We start from the raw sequence: 19,920 nt of genomic DNA, 5'->3' as shown, positions 1-19,920 counted from the left end.
GGGATCTTGGCCGCGTTGTACCAGCGCACGCACACCGGTCGGGGGCAGCGGGTGCAGGTGGCGATGCAGCACGCGGTGCTGAATCTGTGCCGGGTGAAGTTGCGGGACCAGCAGCGGCTGGCGCACGGTCCGCTGGCGGAGTATCCGAACGAGGACTTCGGCGACGAGGTGCCGCGTTCGGGCAACGCCTCCGGTGGGGGGCAGCCCGGCTGGGCGGTCAAGTGCGCTCCGGGCGGCCCGAACGACTATGTGTACGTGATCGTGCAGCCGGTGGGCTGGGCCCCGCTGGCGGAGTTGATCGGTCACTGCGAACTGGCCGACGATCCGGAGTGGGCCACGCCTGAGGCGCGGCTGCCCAAGCTCGCGAAGATGTTCCAGCTGATCGAGGAGTGGACGAGCACCCTGCCCAAGTGGGAAGTGCTGGAGCAGCTCAACGCGCACAACATCCCGTGCGGGCCGATCCTGTCCACCAAGGAGATCATCGAGGACGCCAGCCTGAAGGCGAACGAGATCGTCGTCGAGGTCGACCACCCCGAACGCGGCTCCTACGTCACCGTCGGCAGCCCCCTCAAACTCTCCGACTCCCCCGTCACCGTCGAACGATCCCCCCTCCTCGGCGAACACAACCACGACATCTATACCACCGAACTCGGCCTGCACGAGGACGAGCTGCCGGTCCTCAAGGCGCAGGGAGTGATCTGACGATGAGCGCGGACCACGGGCGGCCGGCCGGCCGTGACACGACCCGGCGGTGCGAACCGCCGCCGTACGGACGACGCTTCGCCGCCTGCGGCGCGCCGGCGTTCCCGGAGCCGCCGCCGTACCGGGGCCGGTGCGCCCTGCGGTCCGCACTCCGCTGACAGACCCCGCTCGTCGAACCGCCGAGCGGGCGAGTACCACCCGGCGTCCGTCACGCACACGGTCGTGGCGCGCACGCGAGAACAGCAGAAAGGCACAGGCCGGACCATGAGCACGATCGAGGACCCCACCGACGATCGCCTGGAGGTGACGCCGCCCAAGACGTGGGCGACCGGACTGCCGGCGGTCACCCACGCGATCCAGTACTCCCTGGGGCAGACGACGGTCCGGCGCACCGCGCTGACGCTGCTGAGCATCAACCAGGCCGGCGGCGTCGACTGCCCGGGCTGCGCCTGGCCGGAGCCGGACGCGAAGCACCGGCACATGAACGAGTACTGCGAGAACGGCGCCAAGCACATCAACGACGAGGCGACCTCGCGCCGGGTGACGGCCGACTTCTTCGCCCGGCACTCGATAGCCGAGCTGGACACCAGGTCCGACTACTGGCTCAACCAGCAGGGCCGGCTCACCGAGCCCATGGTCAAGCGGCCGGGTGCGGACCACTACGAGCCGATCGGCTGGGACGAGGCGCTGGGACTGCTCGCCGGGGAACTGGCCGCACTGGACTCCCCGGACGAGGCCCTGTTCTACACCTCGGGCCGGGTGAGCAACGAGGCCGCGTTCCTCCTCCAGCTCCTCGCCCGCGCGTACGGCACCAACAACCTGCCCGACTGCAGCAACATGTGCCACGAGTCCAGCGGCCACGCGCTGATGGAGACCCTCGGCATCGGCAAGGGCAGCGTGTCACTGGACGACATCCACCACGCCGACCTGGTCTTCGTGGTGGGCCAGAACCCGGGCACCAACCATCCGCGGATGCTCTCCGCGCTGGAGGAGACCAAGCGCAACGGCGGCCAGGTCGTGGCGGTGAACCCGCTGCCCGAGGCCGGGCTGATGCGGTTCAAACACCCGCAGAAGCTCCGCGGCATCCTCGGCAGGGGCACCGCGCTCGCCGACCAGTTCCTGCAGATCCGGCCCGGTGGCGATCTCGCGCTGTTCAAGGCCCTCAACCTGATGCTGCTGGAAGCCGAGGACGCCGCCCCCGGCACCGTGCTCGACCACGACTTCATCGACGCGCACTCCACCGGTTTCGCCGAGTTCGCCCGCCACGCCCGCAAGACCGACTGGGACGACGTCCGCACCGCCACCGGCCTGACCCGCGAGGAGATCGAGCAGGTCCACCAGCGGGTGCTGAGCAGCAAGAGCGTCATCGTCTGCTGGGCGATGGGCCTGACCCAGCACAAGCACGGTGTGGCCACCATCCGCGAGGTCGTCAACTTCCTCCTGGCCCGCGGCAACATCGGCAGGCCGGGGGCGGGCGTGTGCCCCGTGCGCGGACACAGCAACGTCCAGGGCGACCGCACCATGGGCATCTGGGAACGGATGCCCACCGCCTTCCTGGACGCCCTCGGGGCCGAGTTCGGATTCACCCCGCCCACCGAACACGGCTGGGACACCGTCGACGCCATCCGCGCCATGCGCGACGGCCGCGCCAGGCTCTTCCTCGGCGTCGCCGGGAACTTCGTCCGGGCCACCCCCGACAGCGACGTCACCGAGGCCGCGCTGCGCCGCTGCCGGCTGACCGCGCACATATCGACCAAGCTCAACCGCTCCCACACGGTCTGCGGCGACACCGCGCTGATCCTGCCGACGCTGGGCCGCAGCGACAGGGACGTCCAGGGCGGCGTCGAGCAGTTCGTCACCGTCGAGGACTCCATGAGTCAGGTGCACGCCTCGCGCGGCAGGCTCAAGCCCGCCTCCGACCGGCTGCTCAGCGAGGTCGCCATCATCTCCCGGCTGGCCCGCCGCACACTCGGCGACCGGGTGGACATCCCCTGGGAGGAGTTCGAGGCCGATTACGGCACCGTCCGGGACCGGATCTCCCGCGTCGTCCCCGGCTTCCGGGACTACAACGAGCGGGCCGCCGCCCCCGGCGGCTTCCAGCTGCCCAACCCCGTCAACAGCCTGACGTTCCCCACCCCGAGCGGCAAGGCCGTCTTCACCTGCAACGACCTCGAGATGCTCCGGGCACCGAGGGGCCATCTCATCCTGCAGACCCTGCGCTCCCACGACCAGTGGAACACCATCCCGTACGCGATGGACGACCGCTACCGCGGCATCCGGGGCGGCCGCCGCGTCGTGCTGGTCAATCCCGCCGACCTGGACGCCCTCGGCTTCGCCGACCGCGACGAGGTCGACCTGATCGGCGTCTGGGACGACGGCGTCGAACGCCGCGCACCCGGTTTCCGGCTGGTGGCCTACCCCACCACCCCGGGCTCCGCCGCCGCCTACTACCCCGAGACCAACGTCCTGGTGCCCCTGGACAGCGTCGCCGACATCAGCAACACCCCGACCTCCAAGGGCATCGTGATCCGCCTCGAGCCGTCCGGCGCCCGCACCCGAGTCGCCGCACCCCAGTAGCCGCCGGCCGTTCACGTGTACCACCGGAACACGTGGGGCCGAACCCGAAAAGGAGTGCAACCGAGTCATGTCGACGTCAACGCACGGTTCCGCGCAGCCCGGCGGCAGCGTCCCCGCGGAGGGGACGGTCATCGACCGCCTCGTGGAGTCCAACCGGAAGTACGCCGCCGGATTCACCGACCCGGGCATGGGCGCCCGGCCGGTGCTGGGAGTGGCTGTGGTGGCCTGCATGGACGCCCGGATCGACCTGCACGCCGCCCTCGGGCTGGAGCTCGGGGACTGCCACACCATCCGCAACGCCGGCGGCGTGGTCACCGACGACACGATCCGTTCGCTGACCATCAGCCAGCGCGCCCTCAAGACCCGCAGCGTCATCCTGATCCACCACACCGGCTGCGGCCTGCAGACCCTGACCGAGGACTTCCGGCACGAGCTGGAGCTGGAGGTCGGCCAGCGGCCGGCGTGGGCGGTGGAAGCCTTCCAGGACGTCGACCAGGACGTCCGGCAGTCGATGCAGCGGGTCCGCACCTCTCCGTTCCTGCTCCACACCGAGGACGTCCGGGGGTTCGTCTTCGACGTGACGACCGGGCTGCTGCGGGAGATCGACCCGCGGTCCTGAACCCACCGGGCGACCACGCCCCATGGACCTGTGCGCGGACCGGCGGACGGCAACCGGTCGGGAGCCGCGGGACGTCGGCCCCCGACGGCTGGTCCGCGCGCACGGTGGCGGGGTGGGCGGCCGGGCACCTTCCCGTGTCCGGCCGGCCGCCCCGCCGACACCGGTCGCCGCCCTCCCGCGATGCCGCACTCATTCATCCGCCGGCTGCCCGACGGCAGATCGGAAACCACTCCCGAGGGGGTCATCCCGTGCCGTACAGCAACGCCTTCTCCCACGTCCTGAGCGACGTCATCGCGCCCTCCGCCGAACGGACCGTCAGGGAGGGGCGGTTCCCGCGCGGTTCGGTGACCGCCCTGGGCAACGCGGGACTGCTCGGACTCACCGTCTCCGCGGACCTCGGCGGCGGCGGCCGGGGTCTGCCGGAAGCCGCCGAGGTGGTCGCGAGGATCGCCCGGACCTGCCCGGTGACCGCCGCCGTGCTCCAGTCCCACTACGCGGCGGTGGCCGTCATCGAGGCGTGCGGACATCCCTGGATCCGCGGTGAGATCGCCGCCGGGCGGCACCTCAGCAGCCTCGCGCTGACGGAGGACGCCCCCGGGGACCACGGCGGGTACGCCCAGGCCGGGGCTCCGCACTCCCCGGCCGCCCGCTCCGGTGACGTGGTCGCCCTGCGGGCCCGCAAGCGCGAGGTGGTCGCCGCGGGGGAGGCCGACAGCTATGTCTGGTCGTCCCGGCCGCTCACCGCGCGGGACGGGCTGACGCTCTGGCTGGTGCCCGCGCACGCCCCCGACCTGTTCGTCCCCGCCCGGCCGGACGGGGCGGGGCCGCACGGCAGCGCGACCTCGACCGTGCTGGCCGACCCGGTGCTCGTCCCCGCCGACGCGATGCTCGGCCAGGACGGGGAGGGGCACGACATCGTGTCGCGCACCGTCCGGCCGTGGCTGCTCGCACTGCGGGACGCCGTCGGCGCCGCTGGCGTCCACCCCTCGGTGGAGGCGGCGGCCGCGGCGCCGCCGGCGGTGGGCGGGCCGGGTCAGCTGAGCGCCGTCGCCCCCGCCGCGACCGCCTTGCGGTAGTCGCCGGTCCGTTCGGTGTGCTTGCGCATGATCTCACCGGCGCGGTCCGCGTCTCCCTTGGCGATGGCCTTGACGAGTTGGGCGTGCTCGTTCCAGGCGTCCTTGCCGCGGGGCTTGGCGATGGGCGTGTAGTACCACCGCACCTTCCGGCTCACCTGCGAGATCAGCTCGGCCAGTACGGCGTTGCCGGCCATGGAGGTGATGAAGGAGTGCAGGGCCGTGTTGGCCGCGACCAGGCGCTCCACATCGCCGGCGGCGAGCGCGTCGACGCCCTCCTGCTGCAGCGTCCAGAGGTGTTCGACGTCCTCGGGCGTGGTGTTCTCGGCGGCGAGCCGGGCCGAGTAGGTCTCCAGCACCGAGCGGACGCCGAGGAGTTGGGAGGCCTCCTCCTCGGTGGGTGCGTGGACGAAGGCGCCCTGGGCGGGGCGCAGATCGACCCAGCCGTCGGTCTGCAGCCGCTGGAGCGCCTCGCGCACCGGCTGGCGGCTGACGCCCAGGTGCTCGGCGAGTTCGGCCTCGACCAGATGCCGGCCGGGGGTGAGGGAGCCGCTGATGATCAGTTCGATCAGGGCGTCGTACACGGCCTGGCGCAATGGTGCGGGGCGGGCGACACGGCGGGTCGCCGCGGCCGTCAGGGCCTCACGCATGGTTCCCCTGTTCTGCCGGCGAGCCTGTGGGCCGACGGCTCTGCCAGTGGTGCCGCCGTGAGGACCGACGGCGGCGGGAACGGTCAGTATACAGGTTTTGGTATGCAACATGCCTTCTCCTGCGGCCCGATGACGCCCGATGACGCCCGATCGCATCCGTCGGCGGTCCGCCGTGCGCGTAGGGAAAGTCGCTACAGGATTCTGTATGCAGAAGTTTGTATGCGGTATCGTCGACGTGTACTGCCGGCACCGTCGGGAAGGCGAAGCGGCTCTGTGACGATCCCGCCCCGGTACTCCCTGACCAGGCAACGGCGGAGCGGTCAATGACGATCAGCAGGAGTGACATGACGGTCGAAGACGTTGTCCGGTCGGTTGTGGCTGATCATCGCGATCAGCGCGGTGCGCTGCTGCCCGTACTGCACGCCATCCAGGCGGAGTTGGGCTGCGTGCCGCAGGAGGCGGTGCCGGTGCTCGCCGACGCGCTCAACCTCTCCAGGGCGGACGTCCACGGAGTGGTGACCTTCTACCACGACTTCCGCCGGGAACCGGCGGGGCGCACCACGGTGCGCATATGCCGTGCCGAGGCGTGCCAGGCCCTGGGCTCCGACGGGCTGGTGGGATACGCCCGGGAGGCGGGACTGACGCTCGGGGAGACGACCGCGGACGGCTCGGTCACCGTCGAACAGGTCTTCTGCCTCGGCAATTGCGCTCTCGGGCCCGCGGTAGAGGTGAACGGCCGGCTGTACGGACGTGTGGACACAGCCCGGTTGGGCTCCATCCTCAAGGGGACGGTCGCATGATCAAGGACTCTTCTGACGCCACGGTGACGGTCTACGTCCCACGCGACTCGGCGGCCAGATCCGTCGGCGCGGACGAGGTGGCGGACGCGTTGCGGAGGGCCGCCGCCGAGCGGGAGGCGCCCGTCGAGGTGGTGCGCAACGGCTCCCGCGGCATGCTCTGGCTGGAGCCGCTGGTCGAGGTCGTCACGCCGGCCGGACGCGTCGGATACGGACCGGTGGCCCCCTCGGACGTGGAGGGACTGCTGGCCGCGGGCATGCTCGAGGGCGGGGAGCACCCGCTGCGCCTCGGCGTCGTGGACGAACTGCCCTGGCTGGCGGACCAGACGCGGGTCACCTTCTCCCGGATCGGGCTGACCGACCCGCTGTCGACCGAGGACTACCTGCGCCACGGGGGCCTCGCCGGCCTGCGCACGGCGCTCGGCATGGCGCCCTCGGACGTCGTCACCGAGGTCACCGACTCCGGCCTGCGCGGTCGCGGCGGCGCGGGATTCCCGGCCGGCATCAAGTGGAAGACCGTCCTGGACTGCGCGGACGAACTCAAGTTCGTGTGCTGCAACGCCGACGAGGGCGACAGCGGCACCTTCGCCGACCGGATGGTCATGGAGGGCGACCCCTTCATGCTCATCGAGGGCATGACGATCGCCGCGCACGCCGTCGGCGCGCGCGAGGGCTATATATACATCCGCTCCGAGTACCCCGACGCGGTGGCCACGATGCGCGCGGCGATCGGGATCGCCCGCGAGCACGGCTGGCTCGGCAAGGGCATCCTCGGCTCCCCGCTCGACTTCGAGCTGCACGTCCGCGTCGGCGCCGGAGCGTACATCTGCGGCGAGGAGACCTCCATGCTGGAGAGCCTGGAGGGCAAGCGCGGCACCGTCCGCGCCAAGCCGCCGATCCCCGCGATCGAGGGCCTGTTCGGCAAGCCGACGGTGGTGAACAACGTCCTCACCCTCGCCACCGTGCCGGTCATCCTCGCCGAGGGGGCGAAGGCCTACCAGGAGCTCGGCGTGGAACGCTCGCGCGGCACCCAGGTGTTCCAGCTCGGCGGCAACATCGCCCGCGGCGGGATCGTGGAGACCGCCTTCGGCGTCACACTGCGCGAACTGGTCGAGGAGTACGGCGGCGGCACCCTGTCCGGGCGCCCCGTGCGCACGGTGCAGGTCGGCGGGCCGCTCGGCGCCTACCTGCCGCCGTCGATGTTCGACCTGCCGATGGAGTACGAGGCGTTCGCCGCGGCGGGCGCCATGCTGGGCCACGGCGGCGTCGTGGTGTTCGACGACACCGTGGACATGGCCGCGCAGGCCCGTTTCGCGATGGAGTTCTGCGCCGAGGAGTCCTGCGGCAAGTGCACGCCCTGCCGGGTGGGCTCCGTACGCGGCGTCGAGGTGATCGACAAGATCGTCGCCGGACAGCAGCGCGACGAGAACCTGGCCCTGCTCGAGGACCTCTGCGAGTTGATGACCGACGGCTCGCTGTGCGCGATGGGCGGACTGACGCCGATGCCCGTGCGCAGCGCCATCGCCCATTTCCCGGACGACTTCCTCGCCCGCGACGCGGGCCGGGAGAGCCGGCACAAGCAATCCAGTGGAGCCAGGACGGAGGGCACGGCATGACACTCCTCAAGGAACCCGACTTCGGGACGCCGGAACGGCCCGGCGAGGCGACGGTGTCGGTGGAGGTGGACGGGCTGCCGGTCAGCGTGCCCGAGGGCACCTCGGTGATGCGCGCCGCCGCGCTCGCCGGCATCGACATCCCCAAGCTGTGCGCCACCGACAGCCTGGAGCCCTTCGGCTCCTGCCGGCTGTGCGTGGTGGAGATCGACGGCCGGCGCGGTACTCCGGCGTCCTGCACCACGCCGGTAGCGGACGGGATGAAGGTGAGCACGCAGACCCCGAAGGTGGAGAAGCTCCGCCAGGGCGTCATGGAGCTCTACATCTCCGACCACCCGCTGGACTGTCTCACCTGCCCTGCCAACGGCGACTGCGAACTGCAGGACATGGCCGGGGTGGTCGGGCTGCGGCAGGTCCGCTACGGCTACGAGGGCGAGAACCACCTCGACGCCGAGAAGGACACCTCCAACCCCTACTTCGACTTCGACGCCTCCAAGTGCATCGCCTGCTCCCGCTGCGTACGGGCCTGCGGCGAGGTGCAGGGCACCTTCGCGCTGACCATCGAGGGCCGCGGCTTCGACTCCAAGGTCGCGGCGGGCGCCGGCGAGACCTTCATGGAGTCGGAGTGCGTCTCCTGCGGCGCCTGCGTGCAGGCCTGCCCGACCTCCACGCTCCAGGAGAAGTCGGTCGTCGAGCTCGGCATGCCGACCCGCTCGGTGGTCACCACCTGCGCGTACTGCGGTGTCGGCTGCTCCTTCAAGGCGGAGCTGCGCGGCGACGAGCTGGTGCGGATGGTGCCGTACAAGGACGGCGGGGCCAACGAGGGCCACTCCTGCGTCAAGGGCAGGTTCGCCTTCGGCTACGCGAGCCACCCCGACCGGGTGCTCAAGCCCATGGTGCGCGAGAAGATCACCGACCCGTGGCGCGAGGTCGAGTGGGACGAGGCCATCGGCACCGTCGCCCGGCGGATGCGCGAGCTCCAGGACCGGTACGGATCCAGCGCCATCGGCGCCATCACCTCCTCGCGGTGCACGAACGAAGAGGTCTACGTCGTCCAGAAGATGGTGCGTGCCGCCTTCGGCAACAACAACGTCGACACGTGTGCCCGGGTCTGCCACTCCCCGACGGGGTACGGACTCAAGCAGACCTTCGGCGAGTCGGCCGGCACCCAGGACTTCCGGTCGGTGGCCGAGGCCGACGTGATCATGGTCATCGGCGCCAACCCCACGGACGGGCACCCGGTGTTCGCCTCGCGGATGAAGCGCCGGCTGCGCGAGGGCGCCAAGCTCATCGTGGTCGACCCGCGCCGCATCGACCTGGTGCGCTCCCCGCACATCGAGGCCGAGCACCACCTCCAGCTCAAGCCGAGCACCAACGTGGCCGTCGTCAACGCGATGGCGCACGTGGTCGTCACCGAGGGCCTGGTCGACCGGGCCTTCGTGGACGAGCGGTGCGAGGACTTCGACGAGTGGGCGGAGTTCATCGCCCGTCCGGAGAACAGCCCGGAGGCCGTCGAGCCGATCACCGGCGTACCGGCCGGGGAACTGCGCGCCGCCGCCCGGCTGTACGCGCAGGCCCCGAACGGCGCCATCTACTACGGCCTGGGCGTCACCGAGCACAGCCAGGGCTCCACCATGGTCATGGGAATGGCCAACCTCGCCATGGCCTGCGGCAACATCGGCCGTGACGGTGTCGGCGTGAACCCGCTGCGAGGCCAGAACAACGTGCAGGGCTCCTGCGACATGGGCTCGTTCCCGCACGAGCTGCCCGGCTACCGGCATGTCTCCGACGACGCCGTGCGCACCGTGTTCGAGAACCTCTGGGGCGGCACCCTCCTCGCCGAGCCCGGACTGCGTATCCCGAACATGTTCGACGCGGCGATCGACGGGACCTTCCGCGGCCTGTTCGTCCACGGTGAGGACATCGCCCAGTCCGACCCCAACCTCAAGCACGTCACCGCGGCGCTGGAGGCCATGGAACTGGTCGTCGTCCAGGACCTGTTCCTGAACGAGACGGCGAAGTTCGCGCACGTCTTCCTGCCGGGCGCCTCCTTCCTGGAGAAGGACGGCACCTTCACCAACGCCGAACGCCGGATCAACCGGGTGCGCGCGGTGATGAAGCCGAAGACGGGCAAGCACGAGTGGCAGATCGTGTCCGAGATCGCCACCGCGATGGGCTACCCCATGGCGTACGACCACCCGGGCCAGATCATGGACGAGATCGCCCAGGTGACGCCGACCTTCACCGGGGTCTCCTTCCAGCTGCTGGACAAGCTCGGCAGCGTCCAGTGGCCGTGCAACGAGGAGGCGCCGGAGGGCACCCCGATCATGCACGTGGACGAGTTCGTCCGCGGCAAGGGCAGGTTCGTGGTCACCACCTTCGTGCCGACGGCCGAGCGCAGCACCCGGCGCTTCCCGCTGATCCTGACCACGGGGCGGATCCTCAGCCAGTACAACGTCGGTGCGCAGACCCGCCGTACAGGCAACGTCGCCTGGCACCCGGAGGACGTGCTGGAGCTGCACCCCCACGACGCCGAGGTCCGCGGCATCGTGGACGGCGACATGGTGACCCTGGCCAGCCGCGTCGGGGAGACCACCCTGCGCGCCGAGATCTCCGACCGCATGCCGACCGGGGTCGTGTACACCACGTTCCACCACCCGGTGACCGGGGCGAACGTGGTGACCACCGAGAACTCGGACTGGGCGACCAACTGCCCGGAGTACAAGGTCACCGCGGTGCAGGTCGGGCTCGCCCGTCCGGCGGAGCACCCTGAGGCCGACCGCGGCCAGGGCCGGGCGCAGGACCGGGACGAGCTGCTGACGGTGGTGGACTGAGATGGCGGGCACGGTGCCGGCGGAACGCCGGATGGCCAACGACATCGCCGTGAACCTCGCGCATCTGCCCGGGGACCGGGCGGCCGAGGCCGTCGCGGGGCACATCGGCCGGTTCTGGGACCCGCGCATGCGCACCCGGCTCTTCGACTTCGTCGACGCCGGGGCGGAGGGGCTGAACCCGTTGGTGGTCCAGGCGGTGAAGCTGCTGCGCTGACCCCCCGGATTCGCGGTGCGGTCACGGGGGAGGGCGCTTCCCGCCCCCTCCGTGACCACTCCGCGACGCCCCGTGACGGCAGGTGGCGACCGGCGACCGATGCCGGTCGTCACCGTTCCCCCTCCCGCGCCCCCGTCGGTTCCCCCTGCTCGTCGTCCCAGGTCACCGTCCCGTTCGAGGCCTGTGCTACGCTGTCGTGGTTGCAGTTGTGGTACCCATAAGACCTATGTGCGCCTGACGGATTCTTCTCCCGCAGGCGCATTATTTGTTCTCCGGCATCTCCGGATGGGGCCTCTGCCTACAGAAGGAGAGAGTCATGGCACAGGGAACCGTGAAGTGGTTCAACGCCGAAAAGGGTTTCGGCTTCATCGAGCAGGACGGCGGCGGCCCCGACGTCTTCGCCCACTACTCGAACATCGCCACCCAGGGCTTCCGTGAGCTCCTCGAGGGCCAGCGGGTCACCTTCGACGTGACCCAGGGCCAGAAGGGCCCGCAGGCGGAGAACATCGTTCCCGCCTGATCGCCGGACGCGTACCCGCTCACCGGGGTCCGCACCGTCATGGTGCGGACCCCGGTTTGCGCTGTTTCAGGAAGGCACATCATCCGCATGTCCCGCAGGCCCCAGAGATCGAACCGGCGCGCGCCGTCGTCCGCGCCGTCCGCATCGTCGCCGCGAGAGTTCCGGCTGCCGGAAAGCACGACACCCGCACTTCCCGCCGTCGAGGACTTCGCCGGTCTCGACATGCCCGCGGGGCTGCTGAAGACCCTCACCGCCCAGGGTGTGACCACCCCCTTCCCGATCCAGGCCGCCACGCTGCCCAACTCGCTCGCCGGCCGGGACCTGCTGGGACGGGGCCGCACCGGTTCGGGCAAGACCCTGGCCTTCGGGCTGGCGCTGCTGGCCCGCACGGCCGGACTGCGCGCGGAGCCCAAGGCGCCCCTCGCCCTCGTGCTGGTGCCCACCCGTGAGCTTGCCCAGCAGGTGACGGACGCGCTGACCCCCTACGCGACGGCGGTGAACCTCCGCCTGGCCACCGTGGTCGGCGGGCTGTCCATGACCCGGCAGGCCGCCACGCTCCGGCGCGGCGCCGAGGTGCTCGTGGCCACCCCCGGCAGGCTCAACGACCTGGTGCAGCAGGGCGACTGCGTGCTCGACAGCGTCCGCATCACGGTGCTGGACGAAGCCGACCAGATGACCGACATGGGCTTCCTGCCGCAGATCACCAGGCTGATCGAGCGGGTGCGGCCGGACGGCCAGCGGATGCTCTTCTCGGCCACCCTGGACGGCAACATCGACCGCCTGGTGCAGCGGTTCCTGACCGACCCCGTGGTCCACTCCGTGGACCCCTCCGCGGGGGCGGTGACCACCATGGAGCACCACGTGCTCCACGTCCTGGACGAGACCGACAAGAAGGCCGTCACGACGCGCATCGCGGCGCGCGACGGCCGGGTCATCCTCTTCCTCGACACCAAGCGCTCCGCCGACCGGCTCGCCAAGCGGCTGCTGTCCGTCGGCGTCCGCGCCGCGGCCCTGCACGGCGGCCGCTCCCAGCCGCAGCGGAACCGGACGCTGGAGCAGTTCAAGAGCGGCCAGGTCACGGCGCTGGTGGCGACGAACGTCGCGGCCCGCGGCATCCACATCGACGACCTCGACCTGGTCGTGAACGTCGATCCGCCCACCGACCACAAGGACTACCTCCACCGCGGCGGCCGCACGGCCCGCGCCGGCGGCTCCGGAAGCGTGGTCACCCTCGTGCTGCCCGACCAGAAGCGGGATGTCACCCGGCTCATGTCGGACGCGGGCATCCGCCCCCGGACCGCCCGCATCACCTCGAGCGCCGAGGAGCTGACGACCATCACCGGCGCCCGTGAGCCGTCCGGTGTCGCCGTCACCATCGAGGTGCCCCAGCCGGCGACGCCGAGGGCGTCCCGGCCGGAGCGGAAGAACGGTTCCGAGGGCGGCGGACGGCCCACCCGCCGACGCCGCAGCGGCGGCGGGGCCGGAGCGCCGACGGGCGCCGGCACCGGGACGGGCGGCCGGGGTTCCGACCGCCGGACCGCGCCGGGAGCCGGAACGGCCGGTGACGCCTCCGGGGCGGGCGGTCGCGGTGGCGCCCGCCGCACGGGCTCGCGCGGGGCGACGAGCGGCGCCGCGGGCGCGGGCGGCCGTGGAGCCGACCGCCGGGGCGCGACGGGCGCGGCGACCGGTGGCGGTTCGGCCGCCGGGGCCCGCGGCTCAGGCCGGCGGCCGGCGGCCGGCACCGAAGGCCGGGGCGGCCGGGGCGGCCGCCGCAACTCCGCGGGCTGACCGGACGGGCCGACATGTCCCGCCGAACCCCGCCGCCGCTGCCGGTCACGGCTCCGGCGGCGGGGTTCCGGGAGCGGGGCGCGTACGGGGGCGGCGGCCGGGCCGCCTAACCTGGACGGCATGTCAGCGATCCGTCTCCTCGTCCTGGGCGCGGTCCGCCAGCACGGGCGGGCCCACGGCTACCAGGTGCGCAACGACCTGGAGTACTGGGGCGCGCACGAGTGGTCCAACGCCAAGCCCGGCTCGGTCTACCACGCCCTGAAGCAGATGGCGAAGCAGGGACTGCTGCACGCCCACGAGGTCGCCCCGTCGACGGCCGGCGGCCCGCCCCGCACCGAGTACGAGATCACGGACAAGGGGACCGAGGAGTTCCTGCGCCTTCTCCACGAGTCGCTGGTCTCCTACGACCAGAAGATGGACCTCCAGTCGGCGGCCATCGGCTTCATCGTCGATCTGCGCCGGGACGAGGCGCTGGAACTGCTGCGGGAGCGGATCCGGAGGATCGGGGAGTGGCGGGCCGCCGTCACCGCGCACTACGTCCCCGAGGACGGCCCCGGTCAGCTCGGCCACATCGGCGAGATCATGAACCTCTGGATCCACACCGCCGACTCCGACGCCGCGTGGACCCGGGGGCTCATCGAGCGCATCGAGAGCGGTGCGTACACCTTCGCCGGGGAGGGCGAGCCCTTTGTGGGCGTCCTCGCGGAGGGCGAGGAGAACCCGTACGCGACGGGGGAGCCGCATCCCGGGGATGCGCACTAATCAAATTTGACGAATGGGTTCCGCGGCGTTACCTTGCGCCGGTAGTCAAGTTTGACTAGTTGATCTGCGGAGGAGTGGCCGGTGGACGACACGGCGATCACCGTCGAGGAGACGTACAAGACGTACCGCGGAAAACCGGCGCTGGACGGGCTCGACCTGCTGGTCGCGCGCGGCACCGTGCACGCGGTGCTCGGCCCGAACGGCGCGGGCAAGACGACCCTCGTCCGGATCCTGTCCACGCTGCTGCGGCCCGACCGCGGCCGCGTCGTGGTGGCCGGGCACGACGTGGTGACCCAGGCGCGGGAAGTGCGGTTCCGCATCGGCCTGCTCGGGCAGCACGCGGCACTCGACGAGCAACTCGGCGGCCGCCAGAACCTGGAGATGTTCGCCCGCCTCCACCATCTCGGCGCCCGCCGGGCCCGCCGGCGCGCCGACGAACTCCTCGAGCGCTTCGGCCTCGCGGACACCGGACGCAAGGCGGTCGGGCAGTACAGCGGGGGCATGCGGCGCCGCCTCGACCTCGCCGCGTCCCTCGTCACCGATCCCGAGGTGCTCTTCCTCGACGAGCCGACGACCGGCCTCGACCCCCGCGGCCGCGCCGAGGTCTGGGCCTCGGTCCGCTCCCTGGCCGACGGCGGTACGACCGTGCTGCTCACCACCCAGTACCTGGAGGAGGCGGACCAGCTCGCCGACCGCATCTCGGTCGTCGACCGCGGCAGGGTGATCGCCGACGGTACGGCGGACGAACTCAAGGCCCGCACGGGCGGCGACCGCATCGACGTCGTCCTGCGGGACGCGGCCCACCTGGCCGCCGCCAAGGACCTGCTGCCCGCGACCGGGGAGGAGGTCTCGGTGGACGCCGACCGGCGGCTGCTCAGTGCCCCGGTCGCCGACCGCATGGCCGCCCTCACCGGGGTCGTCCGCGGCCTGGAGGCGGCCGGGATCGAGGCGGAGGACATCGCCCTGCGCCGTCCGACCCTCGACGAGGTGTTCCTGCACCTCACCGGCGAGAGCCGGCGCACGAAGGAGGCCGTGTGAGCACCGTGTACACCGTCCCGGGTCCGGCCCGGCCCGCGCGGGGATCCCATGTCTTCGCCGACTGCTGGACCATGACCCGCCGCGAACTCGCCCACTGGGCCCGGCAGCCGGTCCAGGTGCTGGTCGGCCTGGTCTTCCCGGTGATGCTGCTGCTGATGTTCGGCTATCTCGTCGGCGGCGGTCGCGGTGTCACGGGCGACTACCTCGGCTATCTCGTCCCCGGCATGCTCGCGCTCACCATGGCCTTCGGTCTGGAGGGCACGATGCTCGCCGTCACCCAGGACCTCGGCAAGGGCGTGATCGACCGCTTCCGCTCGATGCCGATGGCCGACGGCGCGGTCCTGGTGGGCCGGTCCGCCGCCGACATGCTCCAGTCCGCCGCCGGCCTGGCCGTCCTGATCGGGGTCGGCCACGCGCTCGGCTGGCGCACGCACGGCGGGGCCGCCGCCTGCCTCGGCGCCGTCGGCCTCCTGCTGCTGTTCCGCTTCGCGATGCTCTGGATCGGCATCCACCTGGCGCTGGTGGCGGGGAAGCCGGAACTCGTGCAGGCCGTGCAGATCCTGGTCTGGCCGGTGGGCTTCCTCTCCAACGCCTTCGCCGCCCCGGGCTCGATGCCCGGCTGGCTGGGCACGGCGGTCCAGTGGAATCCGATGTCCCACACGGCGACGGCCGTACGCGACCTGTTCGGCGGTCCCGGTGGCGAGCCGGGCCACGTCTGGGCCGCCGTGGCCTGGCCGCTGGCCCTGCTGGCGGTGTTCCTCCCGCTGGCGGTGCGGAGGTTCGGGCGCCTGAGCGCGTAGCGGCCGTCCGTCCGCTGTCGCCGCTCTTGCTTCACCTATCGAAACTCGATAGATTTCCATCGCAACTCGATGGAAGGATGGGTCGTGGGAAAGCTGACAGTGCGGGCGCTGCGCGCCGTGCTCGTGGTGGTGCTCGCCGGCACCGTGTTCGTTCAGGTGGGGATGGTGTGGGTGCTGGTGAGCGGGAACGATCCGGAGGACGGCTCGCTCCCGCTGACCTCGTTTCGCGTGATCACGATCCTGGGCATGGTGGCGGCCCAGGTCGCCCTGGTCTGCGTGTGGCGGCTGGTGGCGATGGTGCGGCGCGGAACCGTGTTCTCCCATGCCGCCTTCCGGTACGTGGACGGCGTGATCGGCGCGATCGTGGCGGCCGCCCTCCTGTGGTTCGCGGTCACGGTCCTCAACGCGCCGGGGCAGCGGGAGGATCCGGGCGTGACCGTCATCATGGGCGGGATCGGCCTGGCCATCCTGGGGGTCGCGCTCGTCGTGCTCGTACTGCGGATGCTGCTCGCCCAGGCCGTCACGCGCGACGTCGAAGCGGCGCAGATGCGGGCCGAGTTGGACGAGGTGATCTGATGCCGATCACCGTCGACATCGACGTGATGCTGGCCAGGCGGAAGATGTCCGTGGGCGAGCTCGCGGACCGCGTGGGGATCACGCCCGCCAACCTGGCGGTGCTCAAGAACGGCCGCGCCAAGGCGGTGCGCTTCGCGACGCTCGCCGCGCTCTGCGAGGTGCTGGAGTGCCAGCCGGGCGACCTGCTGCGCTGGGAGGTCGAAGACGCCGCGGCGGATGCCGCGTCCCGGGACGGGCACGGAGGCGCCTGACGCCCTCGGCCCACCGCGAACCCCCGTCCTTCCCGTGCGGAAGGGCGGGGGTTCGTCGTCGGGTGGGCACCCGGGGCGGCGCCGCCCGCCGGCCCCGCTTTCCATCGGGCGGCCTTTCACACCCGCCGACAGGCAACGAGAAAACCGGCGTTGGGTAATGCGGAGGTCAATCTTCCCGTCACCCTATGGACACACGATTTCGCGGCTCCATACCGTATGCAATCTCCAGTATGGAGAACAGCGTTGACGAGCCGACAGGTCATTTCACCAACCCCGTACACGGTCGAATTCGCCGTGTCCGTGGTCGTACCACGCGTCACCGCCCGTGTGTTGCCACGGATCGGGAATGCCGCCCCGAATCCGCGTCGCCCGGACGTCGTACCACCAGGTCCGGCCGTGCCGGACCGAGCCGCAGGGATGGTCCGCTCCACCCCTCCGCATGAAGAGAAAGGCCAGGGGGCGCACGCCAGGTTCTTTTCACGCAAGGGAAGGCACAGATGTCAGCAACAGCGCACGTGGCTCCCGTTCAGTACAGGGAAGTCACCGACGCGAACGGCCGCGTGTACCGGGTCGGGGAGAGCGACCGGTCCATCCTCGGAAGGCCCCGGGCCTGGATGGTCTGGCTCCCCTGGATCGCGATGATGGGTGTCAGCGTCTACGAGTACGGCTACAGCTCCGCCGAGGCGGTCCTGGAGCACGCCCACGGGTGGACGCTCACGGAGACGTTCTGGATCGCCAGCATCTGGGCGGTCTTCCAGGCGGGTGTCGCCTTTCCCGCGGGGCGTCTGCGGGAGACCGGGGTGCTGCCGGCCAGGACGGCCATGATCGCCGGCGCCGTCCTCGCCGGTCTGGGATTCCTGTCCCTCTCGCACCTGGGGAACCCGTTCCTGGTGATCCTCGGCTACTCGGTGCTGGGCGGCACCGGCGCCGGCCTGGTCTACGCGACCTGCATCAACATGGTCGGCAAGTGGTACCCCGACAACAAGGGGGCCCGCACCGGGTTCGTGAACGGCGGCTTCGCCTACGGCACGCTGCCGCTCATCTTCGTCTTCAACTACTGGTTCCACCCCGGCAACTACCGCATGGTGCTGGACGTGATCGCGCTGGGCATGGTCCTCGTCGTCGCCGGCTGCGGCATGTTCTTCCGCGACCCGCCCAAGAGCTGGTGGCCGCAGGACGTGGACCCGCTGAACCGGGGCGTGAGCGAGGACGCCCGGCGCGTCGCGAAGCGCCTCGCCAAGAACCCGCCCGCCAAGGGCCAGTTCACCCCGATGGAGGCGATCCGCACCGGGCAGCTGCCGCTGATGTGGTTCGCCCTCGTCTGCATCGGCGGCGTATCGCTCTTCGGCATCAACTTCCAGGTGCCGTTCGCCAAGAGCCTCGGCTTCGGCCCGCTGGTCGCGGCCTCCTCGGCGGGCGTGCTCGCCGTCGTCAACGGCGTCGGCCGGGCGGCCGTGGGCTGGCTGTCGGACTACCTGGGCCGCCGTCAGACGCTGGGCCTGGTCCTGGTGGTGGCGGGGCTGGCGCAGTTCGGAGTGCTGTGGTCGGGGCAGGCGCACAACGAGCCGCTCTTCCTGATCTTCGCCTTCCTCAACGGCTTCGGCGGCGGCGCCTTCTACCCGCTGTTCGCCTCGCTGACGCCGGACTACTTCGGGGAGAACAACAACGCGCAGAACTACGGCCTGGTCTACAGCGCCAAGCTGGTCGGCGGGGTCGGAGGCGGCGGTGTGGCCGCCGCGGTGGTCGCCGCCTGGGGCTACACCGGGGCCTACTGCCTGGCAGGCGGCATCGCCTTCCTCTCCGCGGCGATCACCCTGTTCCTGCGGCAGCCCGGAGCGCCGCGCCGCGACGGCGAGGGGCTGCCCGCCCCCGAGGCGGCCGAGCGCGTCAAGTCCCCCGTGGAGGCCGCGGGCTGAGCGGCCCGTGAACGGGGCCGGCACTCCCCCCGGTGCCGGCCCCCATCGAACGTGCGCGGGCGTAGGAGCCCGGCCCGGGACGGCGGCAGTTCCGCACCGGGTGCCCGCGTCACGGAGGCGGGGCCGGCCGTTGGGGTGCGCTCCCTGCTCCGGCCGGCCCCGCCCGTCCCTCCCCGCTAACGACGGTCCGGGTGCACCCGCACCCGGACCGTCCGGCGTTCCCGGCAGCGGATTCGGCGGATGCGGCGGATGCGGCGGGTCTCACACCCGCCCGGCGCCGACGGCGGCGGCGATCTGCCGGCAGTAGAAGTCGGTGGTGTTCCGGGTGTGGCGGCGCATCAGTTCCTCGGCCCGGTCCGCGTCGCCCTCGGCGATCGCGTCGATGATGGTGGCGTGCTCGTTCCAGGCGTCCTTGCCGCGGGGCCGGGCGATGGGCGTGTAGTACCAGCGCACCCGCCGGTCGACCTGCAGGATCAGTTCCGCGAGGACCTTGTTGCCGGACAGCTCGGTGATGAAGCCGTGCAGCGTGGCGTTCGCCTCGACGATGCCCCGGGCGTCGTCCGCCGCGAGGGCGGCGATCCCGGCCTCCTGCAGCTCCCACAGCCGGGCCACGTCCGCGCCGGTCGCGTGCAGCGCGGCGCCGTGCGCGGAGTGCGTCTCCAGTACGGCCCGGACGCTGAGGAGCTCGGTGGCCTCCTCCGGCGTGGGGGCGTGGACGAAGGCGCCCTGGGCGGGGCGCAGATCGACCCAGCCGTCGGTCTGCAGGTGCTGCAGGGCCTCGCGCACCGGCTGGCGGCTGACGCCGAGGTGGTCGGCGAGTTCGGCCTCGACCAGGTGCTGACCGGGTTTGAGGGTGCCGTTGACGATCAGTTCGATCAGGGCCTCGTAGACGGCCTGGCGCAGCGGGGCCGGCCGGGTGACCCGGACGACGACTGCCTCGGTACGTGTCTCGCGCATGAGACCCCCTGTCGGCTGATTTCTTTGCACAGTGCCAAGAATACAGATTTTGGTATGCAATTCAGCGGGGTCGGGCAGGACTTCGCCGGGAGGCGGCGGTCGGCAAGCGGAAGCCCGCGGGCGCTGCACGCCCGCCGCGGAGCGGGTGGAGCGGGTGGGGCGGGGGAAGCCGCGGCTGGAGAAGGCGTACGGGATGGACCTGCCCTCCTCCGCCATCCGCAAGATGGACACCG

The 19,920-nt window shown here is 71.5% G+C and carries 18 protein-coding genes; 16 read left to right on the top strand and 2 right to left on the bottom strand.

The window, feature by feature from the left end; all coding sequences use genetic code 11:
• From AB0F62_RS39880 to AB0F62_RS39865, 4 genes are all read left to right on the top strand, one after another.
• A partial coding sequence (locus AB0F62_RS39880) for a CoA transferase (RefSeq protein ID WP_361810964.1) occupies window positions 1-702 on the top strand: 702 nt, incomplete at its 5' end.
• A 264-nt stretch (window positions 703-966) separates the two neighbouring features.
• Window positions 967-3,279, top strand: coding sequence for an FdhF/YdeP family oxidoreductase (locus tag AB0F62_RS39875; protein WP_361810962.1), 2,313 nt, complete (start codon window positions 967-969; stop codon window positions 3,277-3,279).
• A 67-nt stretch (window positions 3,280-3,346) separates the two neighbouring features.
• Window positions 3,347-3,898, top strand: a complete 552-nt coding sequence (locus tag AB0F62_RS39870; protein ID WP_361810960.1) for a carbonic anhydrase — start codon at window positions 3,347-3,349, stop codon at window positions 3,896-3,898.
• Between the two features lie 248 nt (window positions 3,899-4,146).
• Complete coding sequence (locus AB0F62_RS39865) at window positions 4,147-4,974, top strand: acyl-CoA dehydrogenase family protein (RefSeq protein ID WP_361810958.1); 828 nt, start codon at window positions 4,147-4,149, stop codon at window positions 4,972-4,974.
• Here AB0F62_RS39865 and AB0F62_RS39860 read toward each other — a convergent pair.
• Window positions 4,932-5,621, bottom strand: coding sequence for a GntR family transcriptional regulator (locus AB0F62_RS39860; protein ID WP_361810956.1), 690 nt, complete (start codon window positions 5,619-5,621; stop codon window positions 4,932-4,934). The genes AB0F62_RS39865 and AB0F62_RS39860 overlap by 43 nt on opposite strands.
• A 344-nt stretch (window positions 5,622-5,965) precedes the next feature.
• Between AB0F62_RS39860 and AB0F62_RS39855 the strand changes: the two genes are divergently transcribed.
• From AB0F62_RS39855 to AB0F62_RS39800, 12 genes are all read left to right on the top strand, one after another.
• Complete coding sequence (locus tag AB0F62_RS39855; protein ID WP_361810954.1) at window positions 5,966-6,421, top strand: formate dehydrogenase subunit gamma; 456 nt, start codon at window positions 5,966-5,968, stop codon at window positions 6,419-6,421.
• Entirely contained in the window at window positions 6,418-8,034 is a 1,617-nt protein-coding gene (locus AB0F62_RS39850; protein ID WP_361810952.1) for an NADH-quinone oxidoreductase subunit NuoF, read from the top strand. The genes AB0F62_RS39855 and AB0F62_RS39850 overlap by 4 nt, the downstream gene beginning before the upstream one ends.
• On the top strand, window positions 8,031-10,865 hold the full coding sequence (gene fdhF / locus AB0F62_RS39845) for a formate dehydrogenase subunit alpha (RefSeq protein WP_361810950.1): 2,835 nt from the start codon (window positions 8,031-8,033) through the stop codon (window positions 10,863-10,865). Before AB0F62_RS39850 ends, fdhF begins: the two co-directional genes overlap by 4 nt.
• 1 nt (window position 10,866) lies before the next feature.
• Window positions 10,867-11,079 carry a formate dehydrogenase subunit delta gene (locus AB0F62_RS39840; protein ID WP_361810948.1) on the top strand — a complete coding sequence of 71 codons (213 nt, stop codon included), beginning with the start codon at window positions 10,867-10,869 and terminating at the stop codon, window positions 11,077-11,079.
• 316 nt (window positions 11,080-11,395) lie between these two features.
• On the top strand, window positions 11,396-11,599 hold the full coding sequence (locus AB0F62_RS39835; protein WP_319137404.1) for a cold-shock protein: 204 nt from the start codon (window positions 11,396-11,398) through the stop codon (window positions 11,597-11,599).
• 87 nt (window positions 11,600-11,686) lie between these two features.
• Window positions 11,687-13,387: a DEAD/DEAH box helicase gene (locus AB0F62_RS39830; RefSeq protein WP_361810946.1), complete on the top strand. Its 1,701-nt coding sequence runs from the start codon at window positions 11,687-11,689 to the stop codon at window positions 13,385-13,387.
• 120 nt (window positions 13,388-13,507) lie between these two features.
• On the top strand, window positions 13,508-14,149 hold the full coding sequence (locus AB0F62_RS39825) for a PadR family transcriptional regulator (protein ID WP_361810944.1): 642 nt from the start codon (window positions 13,508-13,510) through the stop codon (window positions 14,147-14,149).
• Window positions 14,150-14,230: 81 nt separating this feature from the next.
• Window positions 14,231-15,187, top strand: a complete 957-nt coding sequence (locus AB0F62_RS39820) for an ATP-binding cassette domain-containing protein (protein ID WP_361810942.1) — start codon at window positions 14,231-14,233, stop codon at window positions 15,185-15,187.
• A 71-nt stretch (window positions 15,188-15,258) separates the two neighbouring features.
• Entirely contained in the window at window positions 15,259-15,987 is a 729-nt protein-coding gene (locus AB0F62_RS39815) for an ABC transporter permease (RefSeq protein ID WP_361810966.1), read from the top strand.
• A gap of 84 nt (window positions 15,988-16,071) precedes the next feature.
• The gene (locus AB0F62_RS39810; RefSeq protein WP_361810940.1) at window positions 16,072-16,563 is read left to right on the top strand and encodes a DUF2975 domain-containing protein; all 492 of its coding nucleotides are present in this window, start codon (window positions 16,072-16,074) and stop codon (window positions 16,561-16,563) included.
• Entirely contained in the window at window positions 16,563-16,814 is a 252-nt protein-coding gene (locus tag AB0F62_RS39805; protein ID WP_361810938.1) for a helix-turn-helix transcriptional regulator, read from the top strand. Before AB0F62_RS39810 ends, AB0F62_RS39805 begins: the two co-directional genes overlap by 1 nt.
• Window positions 16,815-17,311: 497 nt before the next feature.
• The gene (locus AB0F62_RS39800) at window positions 17,312-18,730 is read left to right on the top strand and encodes an OFA family MFS transporter (protein ID WP_361810936.1); all 1,419 of its coding nucleotides are present in this window, start codon (window positions 17,312-17,314) and stop codon (window positions 18,728-18,730) included.
• A gap of 261 nt (window positions 18,731-18,991) precedes the next feature.
• Here AB0F62_RS39800 and AB0F62_RS39795 read toward each other — a convergent pair whose 3' ends face one another.
• Window positions 18,992-19,687, bottom strand: a complete 696-nt coding sequence (locus tag AB0F62_RS39795) for a GntR family transcriptional regulator (protein ID WP_361810934.1) — start codon at window positions 19,685-19,687, stop codon at window positions 18,992-18,994.
• Window positions 19,688-19,920: the final 233 nt, after the last annotated feature.

It is taken from the genome of Streptomyces sp. NPDC026673 (genome assembly GCF_040638135.1).
GTDB lineage: Bacteria > Actinomycetota > Actinomycetes > Streptomycetales > Streptomycetaceae > Actinacidiphila.
The sequence above is the reverse complement of the archived record's forward strand: the minus strand, read 5'-3'. Positions and strand labels throughout refer to the sequence as shown.

What these genes read in the sequence shown, in the direction of transcription:
- AB0F62_RS39875 (WP_361810962.1), top strand. Translation starts at nt 967, where the DNA reads ATGAGCACGATCGAGGACCCCACCGACGATCGCCTGGAGGTGACGCCG.
- AB0F62_RS39870 (WP_361810960.1), top strand. Translation starts at nt 3,347, where the DNA reads ATGTCGACGTCAACGCACGGTTCCGCGCAGCCCGGCGGCAGCGTCCCC.
- AB0F62_RS39860 (WP_361810956.1), bottom strand. Translation starts at nt 5,621, where the DNA reads ATGCGTGAGGCCCTGACGGCCGCGGCGACCCGCCGTGTCGCCCGCCCC.
- AB0F62_RS39855 (WP_361810954.1), top strand. Translation starts at nt 5,966, where the DNA reads ATGACGGTCGAAGACGTTGTCCGGTCGGTTGTGGCTGATCATCGCGAT.
- AB0F62_RS39850 (WP_361810952.1), top strand. Translation starts at nt 6,418, where the DNA reads ATGATCAAGGACTCTTCTGACGCCACGGTGACGGTCTACGTCCCACGC.
- fdhF (WP_361810950.1), top strand. Translation starts at nt 8,031, where the DNA reads ATGACACTCCTCAAGGAACCCGACTTCGGGACGCCGGAACGGCCCGGC.
- AB0F62_RS39840 (WP_361810948.1), top strand. Translation starts at nt 10,867, where the DNA reads ATGGCGGGCACGGTGCCGGCGGAACGCCGGATGGCCAACGACATCGCC.
- AB0F62_RS39835 (WP_319137404.1), top strand. Translation starts at nt 11,396, where the DNA reads ATGGCACAGGGAACCGTGAAGTGGTTCAACGCCGAAAAGGGTTTCGGC.
- AB0F62_RS39830 (WP_361810946.1), top strand. Translation starts at nt 11,687, where the DNA reads ATGTCCCGCAGGCCCCAGAGATCGAACCGGCGCGCGCCGTCGTCCGCG.
- AB0F62_RS39825 (WP_361810944.1), top strand. Translation starts at nt 13,508, where the DNA reads ATGTCAGCGATCCGTCTCCTCGTCCTGGGCGCGGTCCGCCAGCACGGG.
- AB0F62_RS39815 (WP_361810966.1), top strand. Translation starts at nt 15,259, where the DNA reads ATGACCCGCCGCGAACTCGCCCACTGGGCCCGGCAGCCGGTCCAGGTG.
- AB0F62_RS39805 (WP_361810938.1), top strand. Translation starts at nt 16,563, where the DNA reads ATGCCGATCACCGTCGACATCGACGTGATGCTGGCCAGGCGGAAGATG.
- AB0F62_RS39800 (WP_361810936.1), top strand. Translation starts at nt 17,312, where the DNA reads ATGTCAGCAACAGCGCACGTGGCTCCCGTTCAGTACAGGGAAGTCACC.
- AB0F62_RS39795 (WP_361810934.1), bottom strand. Translation starts at nt 19,687, where the DNA reads ATGCGCGAGACACGTACCGAGGCAGTCGTCGTCCGGGTCACCCGGCCG.